Raw genomic sequence first — 18,405 nt, forward strand, 5'->3', positions numbered from 1 at the left:
GGTCGTCGGGGCCTCATCGCCGCTGGTGGAGCGTGAGATCGACGACGAGGGCGCGGTGGTCCGTGTCGCGGATCCGCAGGAAGGCGGCCCGTCGGGCGGAGAAGTCGGCGGAGACGAGGACGTGGTCGATCTGCGCGCCGAACTCCGGCGTGGTCCTGGCGGGCCAGCTCGGTGTCCGCGGTGACCCGGACAGCCGCGCGCTGTCGCGCAGCCCGGTGTCGAGGACGCGGCGGAAGGCGGCGTGGTCCTGGGTGGCGTTGAAGTCCCCGGCGACGATCGTCGGCCCGCGGCTGTTCGCCGCGTAGTGGCGCAGCGCGCCGAGTTCCCGCCGCCAGACGCCGACCTGCCCCGGGAGCGGGGGCATCGGATGGGCGAGCTGCAGCCCGACGGTGTGGCCGTGCACGTCGGCGACGGCTCCCGGCATGCCCATGGTGCCGCGCACTCCGTCGGCGCCGCGCAGCGGGAAGCGGCTCAGCACGACCGATCCGTCGGACCCCGCGCCCTCGACGGCCTCCCGGTACGGGTAGGTGCCGCCGTTGCCTCCGAAGGCGTCCTCCAGGGCACGCGAGCAGCCGTACTCGCACTCCTGAACGAACAGGATGTCGGGCTTGCGCCGGCGGACGGTGTCGATCAGGGAGCCGGTCCCCTGCCCGAACTCCACGTTGGACGTCATCACGCGCAGTGCGGCGAGTGCCGGCCCGACCGGTTCGGCGGTCCTGCCGTAGGGCTCGATGTACCAGGCGAGGAGGCCGAGGACGAGGACTCCCCAGACCAGGCCGGTCCGCCATCGGGCGAGCAGGGTCAGCAGCACCGCGAGGCCGGTCGGCACGAGCAGCCACGGCAGGAAGGCGAGCAACTGCGGTACGGGCGTGATCCCGTCGAGGTCGGCTACCCGGCAGCCGGCGACGACGCTCACCCCGGCGAGCAGCAGTCCGGCGAGCCACGCCGCGACGGTGCGGCCGCCCCGCCGCCTGCGCTCGCGGTAGGCGGGTTCCTCCGCGCCCCGTCGGTCAGCCGACGCAGTGTCCACCTTCCGGCCTTCCGCTCGTCCGCGTGGGATGTCCGCATCCTCCCCCGAGGACGGGGCGCGCGGGGGGAGGGTTGCCGGGTGGCGGGACGCGGGGCGCGTGTGGTGGCCCCCCGCTCGCGGCGGGCGGGGCCCGCCCCGGCGGGTTTCGGTGCGCGGTCGGTGTGTCGCCGGTGCGTCCCCGTCCGGTGCCGGTCGCCCGAGCGGTGGACCGGGTCCGGCACGGGGAGCGGATCAGGCGCCGACCCGGGTGGACTGTTCCGCCGGAGTCTGCGCGGGTGCCGCGGCCGTCCGCCGGTAGCGGACGTACGCGCCGGTGAGCGCGGCGCCCAGGGCGACCGTGAGGCCGGCGGCCAGAAGCAGCCAGGAGACGAACCGCAGGGTCTCGGTGAGGGCGTCGTAGACCGCGCCGGCGGCCGTGCGGGACACGCCGTCCGGCAGGCCGGAGAGGGTCAGGCCGCGGCCGACGGCGACCGCCGCGCCGAGCAGCGCGGCGCCGAGCGCGGTGCCGATGCCCGTCGCGAGGACCGCGCGGCGACGGCACAGGGCGAGGACGATCCCGGTCGCCGCGAAGACGACCGACGCCACGGGCAGCCAGAAACCGGCGACTTCGAGCACGTGGAACCCCTTCCGGAGCCGGGCCAGGTCCGCGGCCCCGAGCACGGTGATTTCCGTGTGCTCGACGGGGATCCGGTCGGCCAGCGGCATGTGGTCGGCGGCGAGCCGGCGCTTGACCCGCTCGGTGACGGGCGCGAGGTCGACGGTCACCGCGCCCTCGCGGTCGTCGCGCAGGGCCCGCATCACCGCGTCGTGGGCGGCCATGTTGGCGGTCTCCCACGCCGTCCGGTACGCCTCGGTCTCGGTGAACGAGCGGACGGCGTCGCGGACGAAGTGGTTGACGGGTCCCTGGAGCCCCTGGCGTACGTGGACCTCGCGGAGGATGCCGTCGGTGACACCGGCGGCGACCGCGTCCCGCACGTCGGCGTCGGCGGCGAGCGGTGCCACGGTGGCCTCGTAGCGGCCGGAGTCGCCGAGCCCGTACATCGCCCACGTCGACAGCGCGCCGAGCGGCGCGAGGAGGCAGGCGAGGACGATCAGCACCGCCGACAGGACGCTCCGGAGACGAGGGGACACCTCTCCAGGCAAGGCCTCCGCACCGCCGTACGCGAGCGGGTTGACTGCAAATGGGCGCAGACGACCAGCCGTACGGGGCCCCCGGTCTCCGGGGTCGGCGGATCGCCTCGGCCGGCGGCCCGGCTCCGGACGCCCGCCCGCGCCGGGTCCGATCCCCGCGTCGCCCAGTGGCCCCAAGGCCTCCGTGCGCTCCGGTGGAGCCCTCACTCGAACGGGTGTTATCTGGACCTGGGAAAACTGGGGAGAAGGAGGCCGATATGCGCACCACCCCGGCCCTGCGGACTTTGGCCGCGGCCCTGCTCAGCGGCGGTGTCCTCACCGTCGCGGCCGCCGGCACCTCCATGGCGGCGGCCCCGTCGGCGCCCGCCAGCGGCGGTGGCGGCTCGGACGGCCCCGTCTGGGGAACCGTCGTCTCCGGCGGCGAACTGAACGTCAGGCTGCAGCCCAGCACGACCTCCCCGGTCGTCGCGGCGCTCTCACCGGGCAGCCAGGACCGCGTCCAGTGCGCGGTGAGCGGGCAGAGCGTCTTCGGCGACACGACCTGGTACTGGCTCGTGGGCGCGCACGCCTGGGCGAGCGCCGCCTTCGTCGACACCGGCGGCCACTGGGTGCCGAGCTGTTCGGACCCGTGTCCCGGAGAGAAGGACGGTGTGTGGCACAACGCGCACTGGGACCACAACGACCGGGACCTGAGCCAGGACCCGGGCTGGAGCTCGAACGGCAACGGCTCCTGGAGCTTCAGCGTCTCCAGTTCGTGGACCTGGACCGTCTCCGGTTCCGGTTCCTCCCCGAACTCCTGGGACTGGGTCCCGGGCGGCAGGTGAGCGGGTGAGGCGAGGGAACGCGGGAGGCCCCGGCCGTCGGCCGGGGCCTCCTTCCTGTACGCGTCACGACCTCCTGCACGCGTCACGACCCGCCGTCGAGGCGGTCAGGGCGTCGCCGTCACCGCCTCCGTCCCTGCGCGTCCTCGTGCGTGTAGTAGTGGTAGAAGGTCGTGGCGAACACGCCGACGGAGACTCCCAGGGACATGAAGACCGACCGCAGGATCGTCGCGTCCGTCTGGCTGTAGATGAATCCGAACGCACAGCCCGCGAAGACGGTCCAGGCCAGGGCGTGCAGGGCGGGATGGGTCGCCCTCGTCAGCGTGAGGACGGCGTAGAAGGCGGCCGCGAAGACGATCGCGGACACGAAGCCGAACAGCACGTTCCAGCCCGTGAAGGCGCCGGCGTCCCGGTTGATGTTGGCGGCCCAGAAGCCGTAGACGAGACCGGTGGCGACGGGCACCGCCCACTTGCCGACGCTGTGGGCGCGGGGCCCGAACACGTCGATCGGTCCTGAGGTGCGCGGTGTCCCTGACACGGGTGCGGCTTGCGCCATGGGAGGACTCCTCTCTGCTCGCCCCCGCCTTCCAGGTCACACCCCGTCCGGGCCCCCGGCAAGTCGGGACGGGAGCGCCCCGGCACCACTCCTTCGGCGGGAGGATGCCCCCGCGCGCGGCGGCCCCGCGGGGGCGTGCGGGAGTGCTCCTTCCGGCGGCATGCCGGGATGCGGTGATCATGGCCGCGTGCTTCGCTGAGGTCCATGAAGCTCGTACTCTTCGGCGCCACCGGCATGGTCGGCAGCCGTATCGCCACGGAGGCCTCGGCGCGCGGACACCAGGTCGTCGCGGTGAGCCGGTCCGGGCAGTCCCCCGTGCCCGGTATCGCCGCCACGGCGGCCGACGCCTCGGACCCTGCGAAGGTCGCCGAACTGGTGGCCGACGCGGACGCGGTGGCGTCGGCGTGTGTGCCGCCCCGGGACGGTTCGGACCCGCGCGAACCCTTCCTCGCCCTCAACCAGTCCCTGGTGGACGGGGTGCGGGCGGCCGGGGTGCGGCGGCTGGTGATCGTCGGCGGCGCGGGCACCCTGGAGGTCGCGCCCGGTCAGGCCGCCTGCGAGCAGCCCGACTTCCCCGACGCGTACCTTCCGGAGGCGCTCGCCCACCGCGACGCCCTCGCCTTCTACCGGAGCGACGCCGACGACCTCGACTGGACGTACGTCTCGCCCGCCGCGGAGATCGGCCCGGGCGAACGGACGGGCGAGTTCCGGATCGGCGGCGACCGCATGCTCTTCGACGCGGAGGGCGACAGCCGGATCAGCGCCGAGGACTACGCGATGGCGTTCGTCGACCAGCTGGAGATGCCCGTCCACCCGCACGCCCGGGTCTCGGTGGCGTACTGAGCGAGCCGGCGGCTGTCGCCCGGATCAGCCCGGGTCCGCGACGCCCGGCCCTGGAGGAAGAGGCGGTACGGCACGGTGGCCGCCCGGAGATCCCTGCTCGACCAACTCCCGCGCGCTGGACGGCGGGACGCCGTCCAGCGGCAGAAGCCACTGCTGCTGCGCGGGCGCAGTGTCGCCTGGATGCCCCCGGTCCTGCTGCTCATCGGCATCGCGCTGCTCGACGCGAACACCTCCGGGCGGTTCCGGATCATCTCCTGGGTCGCCCTGGTGCCCGCGATCGCCGCGGCGCTCTGCGGGGTGTGGGGCACGGCCGCCCTCGCGGTGCTGTCCCTGCTCACCTACGTCGTCATCGACAGCTCCTGGCCGCACCAGCTCCGGACCGGCCTGCCCGACTTCATCCTCGTGCTGGCCGGCGGGGTGCTCGCGGTGCTGGCCTGCTCGGTGCGGGTGCGCGGGGAGCGGCGCATGCTGCACATGCAGGACGTCGCCGAGACGACCCGGCGCACGGTGCTGCGCCCGATGGCGCCGGGCTGGGGCGGCCTGGACCACGCGGCCGTCTACCTCACCGCCGACAGCGAGGCCCGCGTCGGCGGCGACTTCTACGACATCCAGCCGGGACTGCACGGCACCCGGCTGCTGCTCGGCGACGTCCAGGGCAAGGGGCTCGGCGCGGTGGAGGCGGCGGCCGCGCTGCTCGGCACGTTCCGCGAGACGGCGTATCACGAGCCGTTCCTGGAGACGGTCGCCGGACGCCTGGAGGTGCGCATGCTGCGGCATGTCGCCTACTGCGCGGCGCTCGGCCGTGACGAGGGGGACCGGTTCGCGACCGGGGTCCTGGTCGCCTTCCCCGAGGACACCCCGGCCACCGTCGAGGTCATCAACTTCGGCCACGAACCACCCCTTGTGGTCGGTCCCGCGGGGGTACGGAGTCTGCCGCCCGGCGACGGACTGCCGCTCGGCCTGAGCGAGTTGGCGACCGAGCCGCCGCCGGTGCTCCGCGTCCCGCTCGCCGCCGGGGAGACGCTGCTGCTGGTCACCGACGGGGTGACCGAGGCCCGTGACGCGTCGGGCGAGTTCTTCCCGCTGCGCGAGCGGGTCACGGCCGCGGTGACCCGTGACCCGGCCGCCGCCGACCCGGAGTTCCTCGTCCAGCTCGTCCGCGACGGGACCCTGAGGCACTCGGCCGGCCGCCTCGCCGACGACACGACGATCTTCGCCGTACGACGCCGGGCGCGCGGCTACGCGGCGGACCTGAACGACGTCACCTAGGGCGGGCCGTTCGGATCGCGCGGCCGGACGCGGATCCCGGCCGGGCCGGAGCGCGGCGGGGTGATGGTTCCCGGCCGTCACGTCCCCCCTTTGCAGGCGCAGCGGTTACGGTGCTGACGTACGTGATCGATGGGGGAGGGAACCGATGCCCGGAACCGTGCTGCTTCTCGCGGCCTCGCCGGTGGGCAAGGGGTGTCTGGTGGACGCCGCGTCCGTGCTCCCCGTGCTCGCGGCCGTCGCCCCGGCGGTGCTGTCGGGCACCGAGACCGCGAACGTGGTGGAACTCGCCGACCCGTTGGAGCCGCAGGCCGTGCTGACCCGGCTGCGGGCCGCGGCGACGGCGCCGGGACCGCTGACGATGTTCGTGACCGGTCAGCTCCAGCTCGACCGCCGGCAGCGGCTTCCCCATCTCGCGCTGGCCCGCACCACCCCGGCGACGGTCCGCTACACCGCTTTCCCCTGGCACTGGATCACCGAGGAACTGCGGCTGCGTCCGCCGGGCCTGACCAGCATCTTCGTCGATCTGCACGCGGACACGGACACCTGGTCCCTGCTCTCCGGGCGCCCGCTCACCGCGGGTCCGTCGACCGCGCTGTACGGCAGGGTCGCGCCGCCGCCCCCGCGCCGTACCGTGGCTCACCCGGCGTACATGAAGGCCGTCGCCACCCTGCTGCGCAGCGGCCACCGGCCGCCGCTGCCCCAGCTGCACGAGCAGGCCCTGACGAGGACGTCGGGCGAGGAGACGGGACGGCCGGGACCGGCGGACCTCGTGCTCGCACCCGGGCAGAAAGGCCCGGTCGGTTCCGTCGTTGCGGCTGCCGCCGTCGCCTCCGTCGCTCCTGTCGCCTCGGGCGGTCCGGTCGGGGCCACGGTGATTCCGGCCGCGACAGTTCCGGCCGCGACGGTCCCGGAGGCCGGGGCGTCCGCGTTCCGGCCCGCCCCCGGCCAGTCCTGGGCCGGGCAACCCTGGCCGCCGGCACCGGAGTTCACGCCGGTGGCCCCGCTGCCCCCGTTCGCTCCCCCGGAGCCGGGCCACACCGGCCGGACCCCGTCCGTCGTCACGGCGCCGCCTCCCTCCGCACCGCCGATGCCCCTCGCGCCGCCCGGCGGCGGGCCGCCCACGGCCCCGGCCGCGCAGGCGGCTCCGCGGTCACCCGCGCCGGGCACGGCGCCCTCAGCGCCCACTCCGGCGGGACGACTTGACGGCGCCGCCGCTGTGGCACTCCCCAACCAGACAGCACAGCAGCGGAGTTCGGCTCCGCTCGATCCCCACGAGACGATCACCACCGCCGTGCGGGCCGGCCGCCACGACGAGGCGCTCGCCCTCGCGGGGACGTGGGAGGAGGAGGCGGCCCGTGTGCACGGGCCCGGCTCCGAGCAGGTGCTGCACTGGATGGAGGTACGGGCCGATCTGGCGATGTTCGCGGGGGATCCGGAGCGCAGCTGCCGCACCTGGCTGGCGGTCGCGGTGGCCCGGCTGGACGCGGGCCAGGCTCCGGACGCACCGGACGTGGAGTCGGCCGTGGACCGCGCCCACCATCAGTGGGGCCGCGTCGACGCACCGGCGCGGGCCCGCGAACTCGGCTCGGAGCTCGCCGCCCTGCGGCTCCGGGTGCCGGGACGCCGGGAGGGCGCCCTCGACCATGTGCGGCAGCAGTTGCGCCAGTTGCAGACGCAGGCCTGAGCGGACGAGGACGACGGCCCGGTGCCGGGAAGGGGCCGGCGGCGCCGCGGGGACGTTCGGGCGGACCGCTCAGGCGGACAGCGAGGCCAGCGCCCCCGACACCAGGGTGCGTACGCCCGGCGCGACCGTGGAGAGGTCCGGGGCGAAGTGCGGACTGTGGTTGCTGGGCACCGCCTCCAGCCGGGCCATGAGGTCGTCGCCGCCGGGGGCCGCGTTCCAGACGTCGGCCGGGGTGCCGGTCACGAACCAGAAGGAGTAGGGGAGTCCGCCGGCCGCGAGGCGGGAGAAGTCCTCGCTGCCCATCGCCGGACCGGGGTCGAGGATCGTCCCGGCGCCGAAGACCTCGCCGTGCACGGCGGCGATCCGCCGGTCCGTCTCGACGTCGTTGACCGTCACGGGGAAGTCGTTGCCGACGGTGACCTCGGGCTCGCTCGGGCAGCCGGCCGCGGCGCACTCGCCGGCCGCCACCCGCCGTACGGCGGCGATCATCCGCTCCCGCACCGCCGGCGACTGGGTCCGCAGGTTGAGGGAGATCCGGGCCTCGGACGGGATGATGTTGTGCCGGGTGCCCGCCTCGATCCGCCCGACCGTCAGCACGGCCGAGTCACGGGCTGCGATCTCCCGGCTGACGACCGTCTGGAGCCGGGTCACGATGTACGCGGCCGTCACCACCGGGTCGACGGTCGACTCGGGGCGCGAGCCGTGCCCGCCCCGGCCGTGCACCACGATGTCGATGTCCGTCGAGGCGGACATGATCAGCCCCGGGGAGTGCGCGTACAGGCCCGCGGGGCCGGGGGCCACGTGCTGGCCGAGCAGGACGTCCGGCCGCGGGAAGCGTTCGTGCAGACCGTCCCCGATCATCCGGGCCGCGCCCGCGCCGGTCTCCTCGGCGGGCTGACCGACCAGGACGAGCGTGCCGGTCCAGGTGTCGCGTCCGGCGGCGAGCGCGGCGGCGGCCCCGGCCAGCCAGGTGACGTGCAGGTCGTGGCCGCAGGCGTGCATGACCCCGTCGGTCTCCGAGGCGTACGACAGGCCGGTCTGCTCGGGAACGGGCAGTGCGTCCATGTCGGCGCGCAGCAGGACGGTGGGCCCGTCCCCGTTGCGCAGGACGCCGACCACGCCCGTGCCGCCCACGCCCTCGGTCGTCTCGTACCCGGACGCGCGGAGACGTCGCGTGAGGGCGGCGGCCGTGCGGTGCTCCTGGAGCGAGAGTTCGGGATGCCGGTGCAGGTCCCGGTAGAAGTCCTCCAGGCCGGAGACCGGGAGGTCGGCGGTGAGGTCCAGTGCGGTGCGGGCTGCGGCTGAGGTCACCGGGTCAGCCTATGCCGCGCTCCCTGCCGTGGGCAGGGAGCGGCGCGGTGGGCGCCGTCCGGCGGGAGAGGACGCGCGGACGGCGCCGACCGGCAGTCGGTCGGCCGGGGCCGACGGGTCCGGCGCGGGCCCGGTCACCGTCCGGCCGGCAGGGCTCCCTGCTCGGACGGGTGCGCGGCACCGGTCGGTACGGCCGCCCTCGCCGGGCCGACGTTGGCCACCGTCACCAGCGCGGCGACCGCGAGGAGCGCGGCGAGAAACCCTCTGGAGTAGCGCGCGGAAATACGTCGGAGCATGGTGACCTCACAACAACAGCGGCGTATTAAGCATGCTTAATCCGCCGCTTAACGTAGAGGCTTCCGGGCTCACCTCGCAAGGGGGCCAAGGGAGTTGGACAATAGTCAAAAGCTGGACCGACGTAACTCGGCTTAATGGCATGCTTAACCCATGGCGGAGCGGGACGGCCCGGAGATCATCGGGCGCAGGGTGCAGCAGTTGCGGACGAAGCGCGGCCTGACGCAGAAACAGCTGGCGGAACCCGCCTACACCCCGGCGTACATCTCCACCCTGGAGGCGGGACGCGTGCGGGCCTCCGAGCCGGCGCTGCGGCACATCGCGGAGCGGCTCGGGATCGCGTACGAGGAGCTGGCGACCGGGCGGCCCGCCCACCTCGCCACGGACCTGCGGCTGCGGCTGACCGACGCGCAGCGCACGCTCGCCACCGGAGAGGCCGAGGTCGCCGCCGAGGCGTACACCGCGCTGCTCGCGGAGGCGGTCACGCACGGGCTGGCGGCCGAGGAGGCGGCGGCGCTACTCGGGCTCGGCGAATGCGCCCTGGACACCGGGGACCTGGAGACGGCCCGCCGGCGCTTCGAGGAGTCGGAGCAGCGGCTCGGCGACGCCCCGCTGCCGCAGCGGGTGCCGGCGGTGCGCGGCCGGGCGACCTCCCACTATCTCGCCGGTGAACTCCGGTACGCCTGCTACCTGTTCGAATCCACGCTGGATGAGCTGAACCGGACCGGCCTGCACGACCCCGACGCCCTGCTCCTCCTCTACACGGGCGTCATAGCGCCCTACATGGACATGGGTGCGCACGCCCGGGCCGCGCAGGCCGCCGAGTTCGCCCTCGCCCTCGCGCCGCAGGTCGGCGATCCGGCTCTGGTGGCGCGCATGCACCGGTCGGTGGCGCGGACGATGATCGCCGAGGGCCGGATCGCCGAGGCCGACGTGTCCCTCGGCAAGGCCGCCGAGCTCTACCGGCAGCTCCAGATCCGCACCGAACTCGCGAACTGTCACTGGATGCGCGGGTACCTGTACGCGCAGAACGGTGAACTGGAGCGTGCGGAGACGGAGTTGCGCGAGGCGCAGGCCATGCTCTCGGCCAAGCGGGCCGCCCTCTACACCAGCCAGGTCGCGGTGGAGCTGGCCGACGTGCTGCACCGCCGGGGCAAGTCCGACGAGGCGGGCACCCTGCTGCGCCAGGTGCTCGGGGACCTGAGTTCCGAGCGGGGTGCCATCCACTCCGCCGCCGCGCACCGGCTGCTCGGCATCATCGCGGAGGACGCCCGGGACACGGAGGCCGCGGAGGAGCACTACGTCCGGGCGATGAGCCTCCTGGAACGGGCGGGCGCGGCGGGCGACCTCGCCGACCTGTGCAGGCTGCTGGGCGACCTGCTGCGCCGCACCGGCCGCGTGGAGGCGGCCCTGGACGCCTACCGCACGGGCCTCGGCCACCGCACGGCCCCCGGGACCACGACCCTGGGCCCGGCCCCGGCGCAGCCGCCGCTCTGACGGCGACGACCGGCCGGCTGTGCCCGGTGTCCCGGCCCCGACGACGGATGCCGGGCGTCGGGCCGAGGACCCGGGAGCGGCGGGCGTCCCGGTGAGGTGCCCGCGCCCAGCGGGCTGGTGGGGCGGGGTGGCCGCTTTCGCGGAGCCTGCGGCGTCCGCGAGCGCGAGCGGACGTCGCGTCGGGCCGGTACCGGGCCTGTCCCGCCGGCCGGGACGCCGGCCCGGGCGCAAGGCCGCGACCGGCGACCGGCGGCCGGCGACCGGGTGTCAGTCCATCCGGTCCACGGCCTGCTTCGCCTCCAGGAGTCCCGCTCCCGTGGCCTCCCGGTACGCCTTGATCGCCTCGATCTTCTTGCCGTCCCGCAGCAGCTCGGCGACCCGCGGCAGCGACGGCTGCTCCTCGTGGATGCCGAGATGGCCGAGGATCAGGTCGAGTTGCCGCTCGACGCGCTCGATCTTCCGCTGGGTGCGGCCGAGTCGGGCTTCGAGACCGGCGAAGCTCGCGATCATCAGGGCGGCGAGAAAAAGACCCCATATTTCCATGGTCATGGATCCTAGGGGGCCTCGACCGCAGTGCCCACGCGGCGCAACAGGGCCAGCAGCGTGGCCCGTTCGGGCTCGGTCAACGGACCGAAGGACGCGGCGAGGACGTCGCGGGTGACGGTGCGGCCCGCGGCGAGCACGCGTTCGCCGGCCTCCGTCAGATGGTGCTCGATCCGCCGTCCGCGGCCCGGACGGCGCTCGACGAGGTGCTGCGCCGCGAGCCGTGAGGCCAGGGTGCCGAAGGCCTGGTCGCCCTGGAAGGTGGCGACCGCCAGCTCGTGCGCGGAGGCGCCGGGCGACCGGGCGATCGCCCGGAGCGCGTCCCACTGGGCCAGCGTCGTGCCGACCCCGGCGAGTCGCGTGTCGAGCGCGCGGTGGTGCCGGTACTGCGCCTCCTTCACGGCGCGGCCCAGCTCTTCGAGATCGGCGGGGCGGTGACGGGACCCGGCGTCCACGGCCCCCGCTCCTCCATGGTTCGCGGTCATGGCCCCATCCTAATCCAGTATCTAAGCTTGCGTATATACGTATGCGTAGATACCGTGGAACGCATGACCGAGACAGATATCCAGACCCGCACCCGAACCGTCTTCCCGCGCCCCGACCTCCCCCTGAACCTCACCGAGAGCGGCCCCGTCGACGGCCCGCTCGCGCTCGTCCTGCACGGCGGTGGCGGCCCCGCCACCGTCCAGGGCATCGCCACGCACCTGGCCGGCCGGCACGGCCTGCGCGCGGTCGTCCCCACGCACCCCGGCTGGAACGGGACGGAGCGCCCCGACTGGTTCACCGGTGTCGACGACCTGGCGATCGCGTATCTGCACTGGCTGAAGGACGAGGGTCACCGGGACGTCCTCGTCGTCGGCTCCTCGCTCGGCGGCTGGACCGGCGCCGAGATGGCCTTCCGCGACGACGGCGCGGTCATCGGCTCGCTCGTGCTGGTGAACGCCGCGGGCGTGGCCGTCCCGGGGGAGCCGGTCCGTGACGTCTTCGGGCTCCGGCCGGACGAGCTCGCCGCGTACGCGTTCCACGACCCGTCCCGCTTCGCCGTGGACCCCGCCGCCCTCGGCGAGGAGCGGATCGCCGCCCAGCGGGCCGACATGGCCACCATGCGGATCCTCGCCGGCGATCCGTACATGCACGACCCGAAGCTGCTGAACCGGCTCGGCCGGGTGCGGATCCCCACCCTCGTGCTGTGGGGAGAGAGCGACCGCGTCGTCACACCGGCGTACGGACGGGCCTTCGCGGCGGCCTTCGCGCGGGCCCGCTTCGAGACGGTCGCCGAGGCAGGACACCTGCCGCAGATCGAGCGGCCCGCCGAGACGTTCGCCGCGCTCGACGCCCATCTCGCCGCGCTCGCCGACGGCAAGAGCGCGTCCGTCGCGTGACCCCGTCGGGCGCGGGAGACGCGTCGTGCCGCCCGCGCGGGACCCGGCGCCCGGAGTCGGTGCCCGAGGCCCCCGAGCCGCTGCCCGGCCACCTCACCGCCTCGGGCCCCTACCTCCGCCAGAACCCGAAGGCGAACCTCCACGGCGGCCGGCGGAACGTCACCCACGGCTGCGTCGTACTCGCCACCGACGGCACCGCGAAGCGCTTCTACGACGAGGTCGTCCCCGGCGACGTCATCAAGGTTGTCGGCTCCCGCGACACGGTCACGGCCGGCCACGGCTACGGCGACTGGAACCTGAACTGGGACCAGTGGCGGGAGACGAGCGCGCTCGACTGACGCGGCGCCCGGGGGAATTGATCGCGGACGGTGTCATCCGATCCCGGGGTGACCGGAGTTTGTACGGGGGGAGAGGCGCCCTCCCTCGTCCGAACGTTGCGTACACCGCGAGGAGTTGTCCGTTCCATGCCAGGGATCAAGAAGTACGTGGCCGCGACCGCCGCCACCGCCGCACTGCTCGGGCTGCCCACGGTGTCGTACGCCGTCCCACAGGGGAGGACGGCGCACGACACCGCCCGGGCCGCCGTGGAGCGGGGAACCACCGGCACGGTGACGAGGACGGTCCCCGCGGCGAAGGCGCCCACGGCCCGGATCGTCGCACCGGGGCAGCGCGTCCGGGTCTCCGACGGATCGCGGATCTGGCTCACGGAGGAGGGCAAGCACTGGACGACGCCCGACGACCCCGAACCGCGGTTCCGCAGCGTGGTCGACGGCAACATCGACCTCGGCGCACCCGGGGTGTCGCTCCAGGCCGAGGGCCTGGGCGGCCACTACCTGCTCTCCGGCCTGTACTACGGCGGCACGGGCACCGCCTCGCGCGTCACCGTCCGCACCACGGCCGGCACCGTGCACGGCAGACTCCTCGAACTCGGGGGCAGCCCCGGCTGGGGCGTCTGGTACGCCACCGTCGACCTGCCGGCGGACCGTGGCAAGGACGGCCTGGACTTCCTCTCCGTCGTCGTCCGGGACACCGAGGGCAGGATCTACGCCCGGCTGGGCCTGAACTGAACGGACCCCGACCGCAGGGAAAGCGCGGGCGGGGGAGCCGGTCGTCCAGGTCCGGCTCTCCCGCCCGGCCCACCTCACGCATCCGATCCGAGGGACCGCAGGTCGTGCCCCAGCACCCCACCGTCACTTCCCCGGTCCTCGCGAGCGGCGCGTTCGGCGCCGACAGCGGGGACTTCGCCGCGTACGCCACCGCGGCATGGCCCCGGCTGGTGCGTACCGCGCACATGCTCACGGGGGACTTCCACGAGGCCGAGGACCTCGTCCAGACCACCCTGGCCAAGGTGTACGTCCGCTGGCGGCGCATACCGGGGGACGAGATCGACTTCTACGTACGCCGCTCGCTGGTCAACAACAACCTCAGCCGGACCCGCAAGAGACGGGTCGCGCACCTGCTGATGCCGTTCGTCCCCGAACGGGCCCACCGGCCCGACCCCGGTCACGCGGAGGCGGTCACCCAACGAGCCGCTCTGGAAGCCGCGCTGGCCGATCTGTCGGCGCGGCAGCGCGCCGTCCTCGTGCTGCGCTTCTGGGAGGACCTGGGGGAGGGCGAGACGGCCGAGCTGCTCGGCTGCTCGGTCGGCACCGTCAAGACCCACACGCGGCGCGGTCTGGAAGCGCTGCGCGCCCATCCTCTGTTCGCCGGCCGCCTTCCCGTTCCCGGAGCACGCCCATGAACGACTCGTCCCGCTCCGCGCGCGCGTCGGCGGAGGCCGAGCGGCTGCGCGAGGTGTTCGCCGAAGCGGGCCAGGACCTCACGCCGTCGGCCGTGCCGCTGCGCGCCATCGAACGCGCGGGCCGTCGCCGGCTGCGCCGTCGCAGGGCGGCCGTCCTCGGGGCCGCGTGCGGAGGCCTGCTGGTGCCGCTCACCCTGTTCGGGTTCCGCGACGGTTCGGGCCCGGATCCCGCCCGGTCGGTGAAGCCGTCCCCCAGCCGTACCGCGAGCGCCTCCCCCTCCCCGTCCGCCCCGGCCCCGACGGTGCGGACGGTCGCCCCCGGCGAGCGGGTGCGGGTGGCGTCCGGCATCCGGATCTGGCTGACCCCGGAGGGCAAGCACTGGTCGGAGCCGGACCAGCCCGACGAGTTCCGCAGCGCCGTCGACGGCAATCTGGACCTCACCCGGCCCGGCCTCTCCCTCCAGTCCTCCGGACAGGACGACGGCCGCGTCTTCTACTCCGGGATCTTCTACGGACCCGGCACACCGTCCCGCGTCGAGATGACGACGGACGCGGGCCCGGTCGCCGCCGTCGGCCTCACCCTCCCGGGCAGGCCCGGCTGGGGCGTCTGGTACGCGCTCACCGAACGGCCGGTGTCGGCAGACGGCAGGGAGAACCCGGCGGACACCGTCTCGAAGGTCACGGTGTACGACGCGAAGGGGCGGGTGATCGCGAAGGGGTGAGCGTGTGGGCGGGCATGGGGGGAGCGGCAGGCGACGGCCGGGGGCAGGAGTCCCGTGGCCGGTTCCGGCCCTCCTGGCCGGATCGGCCCGCCGGTCCGACATCTCCGGGTCCGCGGGACTCCCTGCCCTGTACACCCGGAGTTTGTTTCAACGGCCAACCATCCGGGACATGAAGATCGCTTCCCTCACCGGTGTCGTGCTCGCCCTGACGGCCGTCGCCGTGACCGCCCCGGCCGCCTCCGCCGCTCCAGCCCACGCGCCGGTCCGGCACGGCTCGGGCCAGCACGCAGCCTCCCAGCGCATCCCGTTCACCGGCGCGACCGTCACCGCGGGGGGCGACGGTTCGTACCGCGTCGTCTGGACGGCCCCCGGGGTGCGCCACGTGGTCGTGCGGGCCGCCGGACGGGTCGTCGCACGCGGTGGCGCCACGGGGGACGTCACGGTGCGCGGGCTGCCCGCGGCCGACCGGCAGTGGTTCGACCTGGTGCCCGAGCACGGCGGCTCCCTGCGCCTCGCCGACCGCCTGATCAAGCTCGACGGCGCGGTCAACTTCCGGGACGCGGGCGGCTACCGCACCGCCGACGGCCACTGGGTGAAGATGGGCGAGATCTACCGCTCCGACGCCCTGGACAAGCTCACCGCCGCCGACCTCGCGAAGCTGGAGCGGCTCGGCATCCACGCCGTGTACGACCTGCGGATGGGGTCGGAGCGCTCCTCCGCCCCCGACCGCGTGCCGTCGGGCGCCACCTACACGGTCGCGGACGTCCTCGCCGGATCCCCGGCCTACTCCGCGATGCCGACCACCGAGGCCGAGGCCGTCGGGATGATGGTGGACGGCGAGAAGTTCATGGTCGACGGAGATTCCGCGCGAGCCGCGTTCGGCACCGTCTACGCCGGTGCCGCCCACGGTGACGGGGTGCTCTACCACTGCACCGCGGGCAAGGACCGCACCGGCTGGTCCAGCGCCGCCCTGCTCACCGCCCTCGGCGTCCCGCGCGCCACCGTGATGAACGACTACCTCGCCAGCAACACCTACCGCGCCGCGGCCAACGCCGCCGCGCTCGCCTCCATGCCCCCGGCGCAGGCGGCCGTCTACAAGCCGCTGCTGGACGTCCGCGCCGAGTACCTCAACTCCGGCTTCGACGAGGTCCGCTCCACGTACGGCGACTTCGGTTCCTACCTGAGGAAGGGCCTGCACATCGACTCCGGGGAACTGCGCGACCTGCGCCGCGAGCTGCTCGTCGGCTGATCCCGCCGGACCGGGCGGGGCGAGCCGCCCGGTCCGCCCCCGGCCGTCCTCGGGATCTCCGGGTGTCCGCGCGGTGCGGGACCGCCCGCTTCCTCGAATCCAAGTGCGACAGTTCCGGCGTCCCGCCCGGCCGCGGTCCCGGACGGGGACGGCCTCCGGCCGCCAGCCGCCGAAGATCCACCCGACGGTTCCCGGCGGGGCCGGAGCGGGCCGCGCCACGGGCCTCCGGGACCACTGCGGCCGCAGCGTCCTGCACCCCGCACGCCCGGCGACGCGCGGGCGTGCGCCCCCTGAGCCCCGCCCTGCCGCGCACCCGCGGTCCCGGGTCCGCCCGGCCCCGGACCCGCCACGGAGATCTCTCCCTCGTGCACGGCGCCCTCGCCCGGCGGACCGGTCCACGCACCAGGATGATCACCGAGGCCGACCCCCGCGGCTGACCTCAGCGAACGCGGGACGGGACCGGCCGGGACGCCGGTCCGGGCGCCCGTCCCACCCGCGTTCCGGGGTGCCCCGGGACACCGAGTCGGAGCGGGATCGAGACCATCAAGCCCTACCGCGCGCCGGAATAGGGCCCATACTGGCAACACGATGACGAAACCCTCCGCGCCCCGGCGCCACCTGCCCACCAGCCCCTTCGCCGCCCCGGTCGTCCCCGTGGCCAAGGAGTTCAGCCTCGGAGACCGTGTCTCCCACGACCAGTACGGCCTGGGCACGATCGTCGGCGTCGAAGAGGGCATTGCGATGCTCGTCGACTTCGGCGCTCGCCAGGTCCGCGTCCTGAGTCCCTACACCCGGATGGACCGGCTCTGACGCACATCTCCTGACACCACGCCCCGCCCGCCACCTCAGCCCGCGGCAGCCCCCACCACCGGCTGCCGGGGCCGCGGTGCGCGCCTGTCGAGGTTCTCCACGACCGACGTGTGGAAGCGGTCGACGGAGTCGTCGACGCTTCGGATGAAGCCCGACTCCGCGTTGCCCCGGGTGTTTCCCGTGCCCCGGAAGAGCGACGGCCGGAACCCCGTGATCTGAGCGCCGTCCCTGGGCAGCATGTCCGCCGGTTCCGGCCGCAGCCGCTCCGGAGAGTCCGCGTCGCCCTCCCCCGTCGGACCGCTCCAGCCCGGACCCGCCATCACCGGGCCGACGTCCGCGCTCGACGACGTGAGACCGACGTCGGCACCCTTGATCATCTCGTGCATGAGACCCCCCGGATGCACAGCCGCGCGAGCGTGCCGCAGCGGCCTGTTTCCCCTCGTCGTGTGTGACGCGCCCCACACGCCCTGCGCATCGGTGGAACCCTGTCCCCCGCTTTCGGCCACCGGCGTCGGAACGCCCCGATTGCTTCCGCGGCCGTGCGGGCCCGTCCCGTGGACCCCGCACGGCGGTGCGATGGAGGGGGAGGCCCGTCGCTCAGCCCTGGGTGGGCTGCGGGGACTTTCCGTCCAGCACGTCCTTCAGACGGTCGGCGCCCGCCGCGGTGGCCTGGGTCGTGGAGTCGTGTTCGGCTCCGGAGAGGCCGCCGTTCGTGAGCGAGAGGGCGCTGTCGCCGACGCGGACCGCTGCGAAGTCGAGTGTCAGGGTGTCGGGGTTGTCGTCCAGGTCGCCGGTCATCTTGATCTGGAGGCCCTTGCGGGCGTCCCCCGCGTCGTCCAGGTCCGTGTGGACGACCTGGACCGTCTGCCGCCCGCCCTTCGGGCTGACGGCCGTGAACTGGTCGCACTTGTCCGGCAGCGAGTCGAGCCACCTGAACCGGTCGTCCAGCGCCTGTTTGCCGTAGGCGGCGACCTCGTAGCGCATCTGCGCCTCGTCGTCGCTGTCGTCGAAGCCGGTGTCGGCGCTCTCGCCCTTCGGCTTGCCCAGCAGGTCCTCGGCGTACAGGCCGTCCAGGAGCTGCTGGCAGTCGGCCGCGTTCCCCTTGTCCGTGACGAACTGCGACGCGTCGACCTTGCTCTTCAGCAGCGCGTCGCGCCAGGTCGCCGCCCCCTCCGAGGTCGTCCACTGCGAGCCGAGGTCCGTGTTGGTGATCAGCGCCGTGCGCGCCTCGTCCTTGGTCAGCTCGCGGACGGCCGGCGAGGCGGAGGCGGAGCTGGAGGAGGCCGCGGCGCGCGGCGCGTCCGCCACGGGCGACGCGGAGACGGGGGAGGCCGAGGCGGCGGCGGGGGACGCCGAGCGGTCCGTGCGGCCGGAGGCGCCGCCGTCGTCGCCGGAGCAGGCTGCCGTCGACAGCAGCATCCCCGCGGTGAGGGCGGACGCGAGGAGACAGGACGGACGGTTCATGCGGAGGCCTCCCGAGGACGGTCCCGAGGTCGGGCGTGTGTCCTCCCACGCCACCACC

Annotated in this window: 20 protein-coding genes and 1 pseudogene; 12 read left to right on the forward strand and 9 right to left on the reverse strand. The window is 74.4% G+C overall.

Annotated elements, in window-relative coordinates:
• Nucleotides 1–13: 13 nt before the first annotated feature.
• Both B0675_RS09680 and B0675_RS09685 read right to left on the reverse strand, forming a co-directional pair.
• The gene (locus tag B0675_RS09680; RefSeq protein WP_081218416.1) at nt 14–1,030 is read right to left on the reverse strand and encodes an endonuclease/exonuclease/phosphatase family protein; all 1,017 of its coding nucleotides are present in this window, start codon (nt 1,028–1,030) and stop codon (nt 14–16) included.
• Nucleotides 1,031–1,261: 231 nt separating this feature from the next.
• Entirely contained in the window at nt 1,262–2,161 is a 900-nt protein-coding gene (locus B0675_RS09685; protein WP_081218417.1) for a hypothetical protein, read from the reverse strand.
• Nucleotides 2,162–2,418: 257 nt separating this feature from the next.
• Between B0675_RS09685 and B0675_RS09690 the strand changes: the two genes are divergently transcribed.
• On the forward strand, nt 2,419–2,985 hold the full coding sequence (locus B0675_RS09690) for a hypothetical protein (RefSeq protein WP_081218418.1): 567 nt from the start codon (nt 2,419–2,421) through the stop codon (nt 2,983–2,985).
• A 118-nt stretch (nt 2,986–3,103) separates the two neighbouring features.
• Here the strand turns inward: B0675_RS09690 and B0675_RS09695 are convergent, their stop codons facing one another.
• On the reverse strand, nt 3,104–3,538 hold the full coding sequence (locus tag B0675_RS09695) for a hypothetical protein (protein ID WP_107482593.1): 435 nt from the start codon (nt 3,536–3,538) through the stop codon (nt 3,104–3,106).
• Nucleotides 3,539–3,742: 204 nt separating this feature from the next.
• On the opposite strand from B0675_RS09695, the gene B0675_RS09705 reads away from it, so the two are divergent.
• The 3 genes from B0675_RS09705 (at nt 3,743) to B0675_RS09715 (ending at nt 7,334) form a co-directional block, all read left to right on the forward strand.
• Nucleotides 3,743–4,381, forward strand: a complete 639-nt coding sequence (locus B0675_RS09705; RefSeq protein WP_081218420.1) for an NAD(P)H-binding protein — start codon at nt 3,743–3,745, stop codon at nt 4,379–4,381.
• 75 nt (nt 4,382–4,456) lie between these two features.
• Nucleotides 4,457–5,650 carry a PP2C family protein-serine/threonine phosphatase gene (locus tag B0675_RS09710; RefSeq protein WP_241539740.1) on the forward strand — a complete coding sequence of 398 codons (1,194 nt, stop codon included), beginning with the start codon at nt 4,457–4,459 and terminating at the stop codon, nt 5,648–5,650.
• Nucleotides 5,651–5,795: 145 nt separating this feature from the next.
• On the forward strand, nt 5,796–7,334 hold the full coding sequence (locus tag B0675_RS09715; RefSeq protein ID WP_081218421.1) for a hypothetical protein: 1,539 nt from the start codon (nt 5,796–5,798) through the stop codon (nt 7,332–7,334).
• Between the two features lie 69 nt (nt 7,335–7,403).
• On the opposite strand, the gene B0675_RS09720 is transcribed toward B0675_RS09715, so the two are convergent.
• The gene (locus tag B0675_RS09720; protein WP_081218422.1) at nt 7,404–8,645 is read right to left on the reverse strand and encodes an amidohydrolase; all 1,242 of its coding nucleotides are present in this window, start codon (nt 8,643–8,645) and stop codon (nt 7,404–7,406) included.
• A gap of 134 nt (nt 8,646–8,779) precedes the next feature.
• Nucleotides 8,780–8,941: a hypothetical protein gene (locus B0675_RS41335; protein ID WP_179165274.1), complete on the reverse strand. Its 162-nt coding sequence runs from the start codon at nt 8,939–8,941 to the stop codon at nt 8,780–8,782.
• A gap of 151 nt (nt 8,942–9,092) precedes the next feature.
• Here B0675_RS41335 and B0675_RS09725 point away from each other — a divergent pair, with 151 nt between their 5' ends.
• Complete coding sequence (locus B0675_RS09725) at nt 9,093–10,436, forward strand: helix-turn-helix transcriptional regulator (RefSeq protein WP_081218423.1); 1,344 nt, start codon at nt 9,093–9,095, stop codon at nt 10,434–10,436.
• A 267-nt stretch (nt 10,437–10,703) separates the two neighbouring features.
• Here B0675_RS09725 and B0675_RS09730 read toward each other — a convergent pair whose 3' ends face one another.
• Nucleotides 10,704–10,979 carry a ribosomal protein L7/L12 gene (locus tag B0675_RS09730; RefSeq protein WP_107482594.1) on the reverse strand — a complete coding sequence of 92 codons (276 nt, stop codon included), beginning with the start codon at nt 10,977–10,979 and terminating at the stop codon, nt 10,704–10,706.
• A gap of 11 nt (nt 10,980–10,990) precedes the next feature.
• Nucleotides 10,991–11,464: a MarR family winged helix-turn-helix transcriptional regulator gene (locus B0675_RS09735; RefSeq protein ID WP_081218425.1), complete on the reverse strand. Its 474-nt coding sequence runs from the start codon at nt 11,462–11,464 to the stop codon at nt 10,991–10,993.
• A gap of 63 nt (nt 11,465–11,527) precedes the next feature.
• On the opposite strand from B0675_RS09735, the gene B0675_RS09740 reads away from it, so the two are divergent.
• The 7 genes from B0675_RS09740 to B0675_RS09770 all read left to right on the forward strand — a co-directional run bounded on the left by B0675_RS09740 (nt 11,528) and on the right by B0675_RS09770 (nt 16,883).
• A complete protein-coding gene (locus B0675_RS09740; protein WP_081218426.1) occupies nt 11,528–12,361 on the forward strand; it encodes an alpha/beta fold hydrolase in 834 nt (277 codons plus the stop codon).
• A 59-nt stretch (nt 12,362–12,420) separates the two neighbouring features.
• Complete coding sequence (locus B0675_RS09745; protein ID WP_241539741.1) at nt 12,421–12,699, forward strand: L,D-transpeptidase; 279 nt, start codon at nt 12,421–12,423, stop codon at nt 12,697–12,699.
• A 126-nt stretch (nt 12,700–12,825) separates the two neighbouring features.
• Nucleotides 12,826–13,428, forward strand: coding sequence for a hypothetical protein (locus B0675_RS09750; RefSeq protein WP_081218427.1), 603 nt, complete (start codon nt 12,826–12,828; stop codon nt 13,426–13,428).
• Between the two features lie 206 nt (nt 13,429–13,634).
• The gene (locus tag B0675_RS09755; protein WP_241539920.1) at nt 13,635–14,102 is read left to right on the forward strand and encodes a SigE family RNA polymerase sigma factor; all 468 of its coding nucleotides are present in this window, start codon (nt 13,635–13,637) and stop codon (nt 14,100–14,102) included.
• Nucleotides 14,099–14,824 carry a hypothetical protein gene (locus B0675_RS09760; RefSeq protein WP_081218429.1) on the forward strand — a complete coding sequence of 242 codons (726 nt, stop codon included), beginning with the start codon at nt 14,099–14,101 and terminating at the stop codon, nt 14,822–14,824. Before B0675_RS09755 ends, B0675_RS09760 begins: the two co-directional genes overlap by 4 nt.
• Before the next feature lie 169 nt (nt 14,825–14,993).
• Nucleotides 14,994–16,073, forward strand: a complete 1,080-nt coding sequence (locus B0675_RS09765) for a tyrosine-protein phosphatase (RefSeq protein WP_107482596.1) — start codon at nt 14,994–14,996, stop codon at nt 16,071–16,073.
• A 588-nt stretch (nt 16,074–16,661) separates the two neighbouring features.
• Entirely contained in the window at nt 16,662–16,883 is a 222-nt protein-coding gene (locus tag B0675_RS09770) for a hypothetical protein (RefSeq protein WP_081218430.1), read from the forward strand.
• 35 nt (nt 16,884–16,918) lie between these two features.
• Here B0675_RS09770 and B0675_RS09775 read toward each other — a convergent pair.
• Together B0675_RS09775 and B0675_RS40965 are read right to left on the reverse strand one after the other, a co-directional pair.
• Nucleotides 16,919–17,149: pseudogene (locus tag B0675_RS09775) on the reverse strand (TerD family protein); the annotation flags it as partial.
• A gap of 331 nt (nt 17,150–17,480) precedes the next feature.
• Nucleotides 17,481–18,347, reverse strand: a complete 867-nt coding sequence (locus tag B0675_RS40965; RefSeq protein WP_081218431.1) for a hypothetical protein — start codon at nt 18,345–18,347, stop codon at nt 17,481–17,483.
• Between the last annotated feature and the right edge of the window lie 58 nt (nt 18,348–18,405).

Source organism: Streptomyces sp. M41(2017) (assembly GCF_002078175.1).
In the GTDB taxonomy this organism is placed as follows: Bacteria; Actinomycetota; Actinomycetes; order Streptomycetales; family Streptomycetaceae; genus Streptomyces.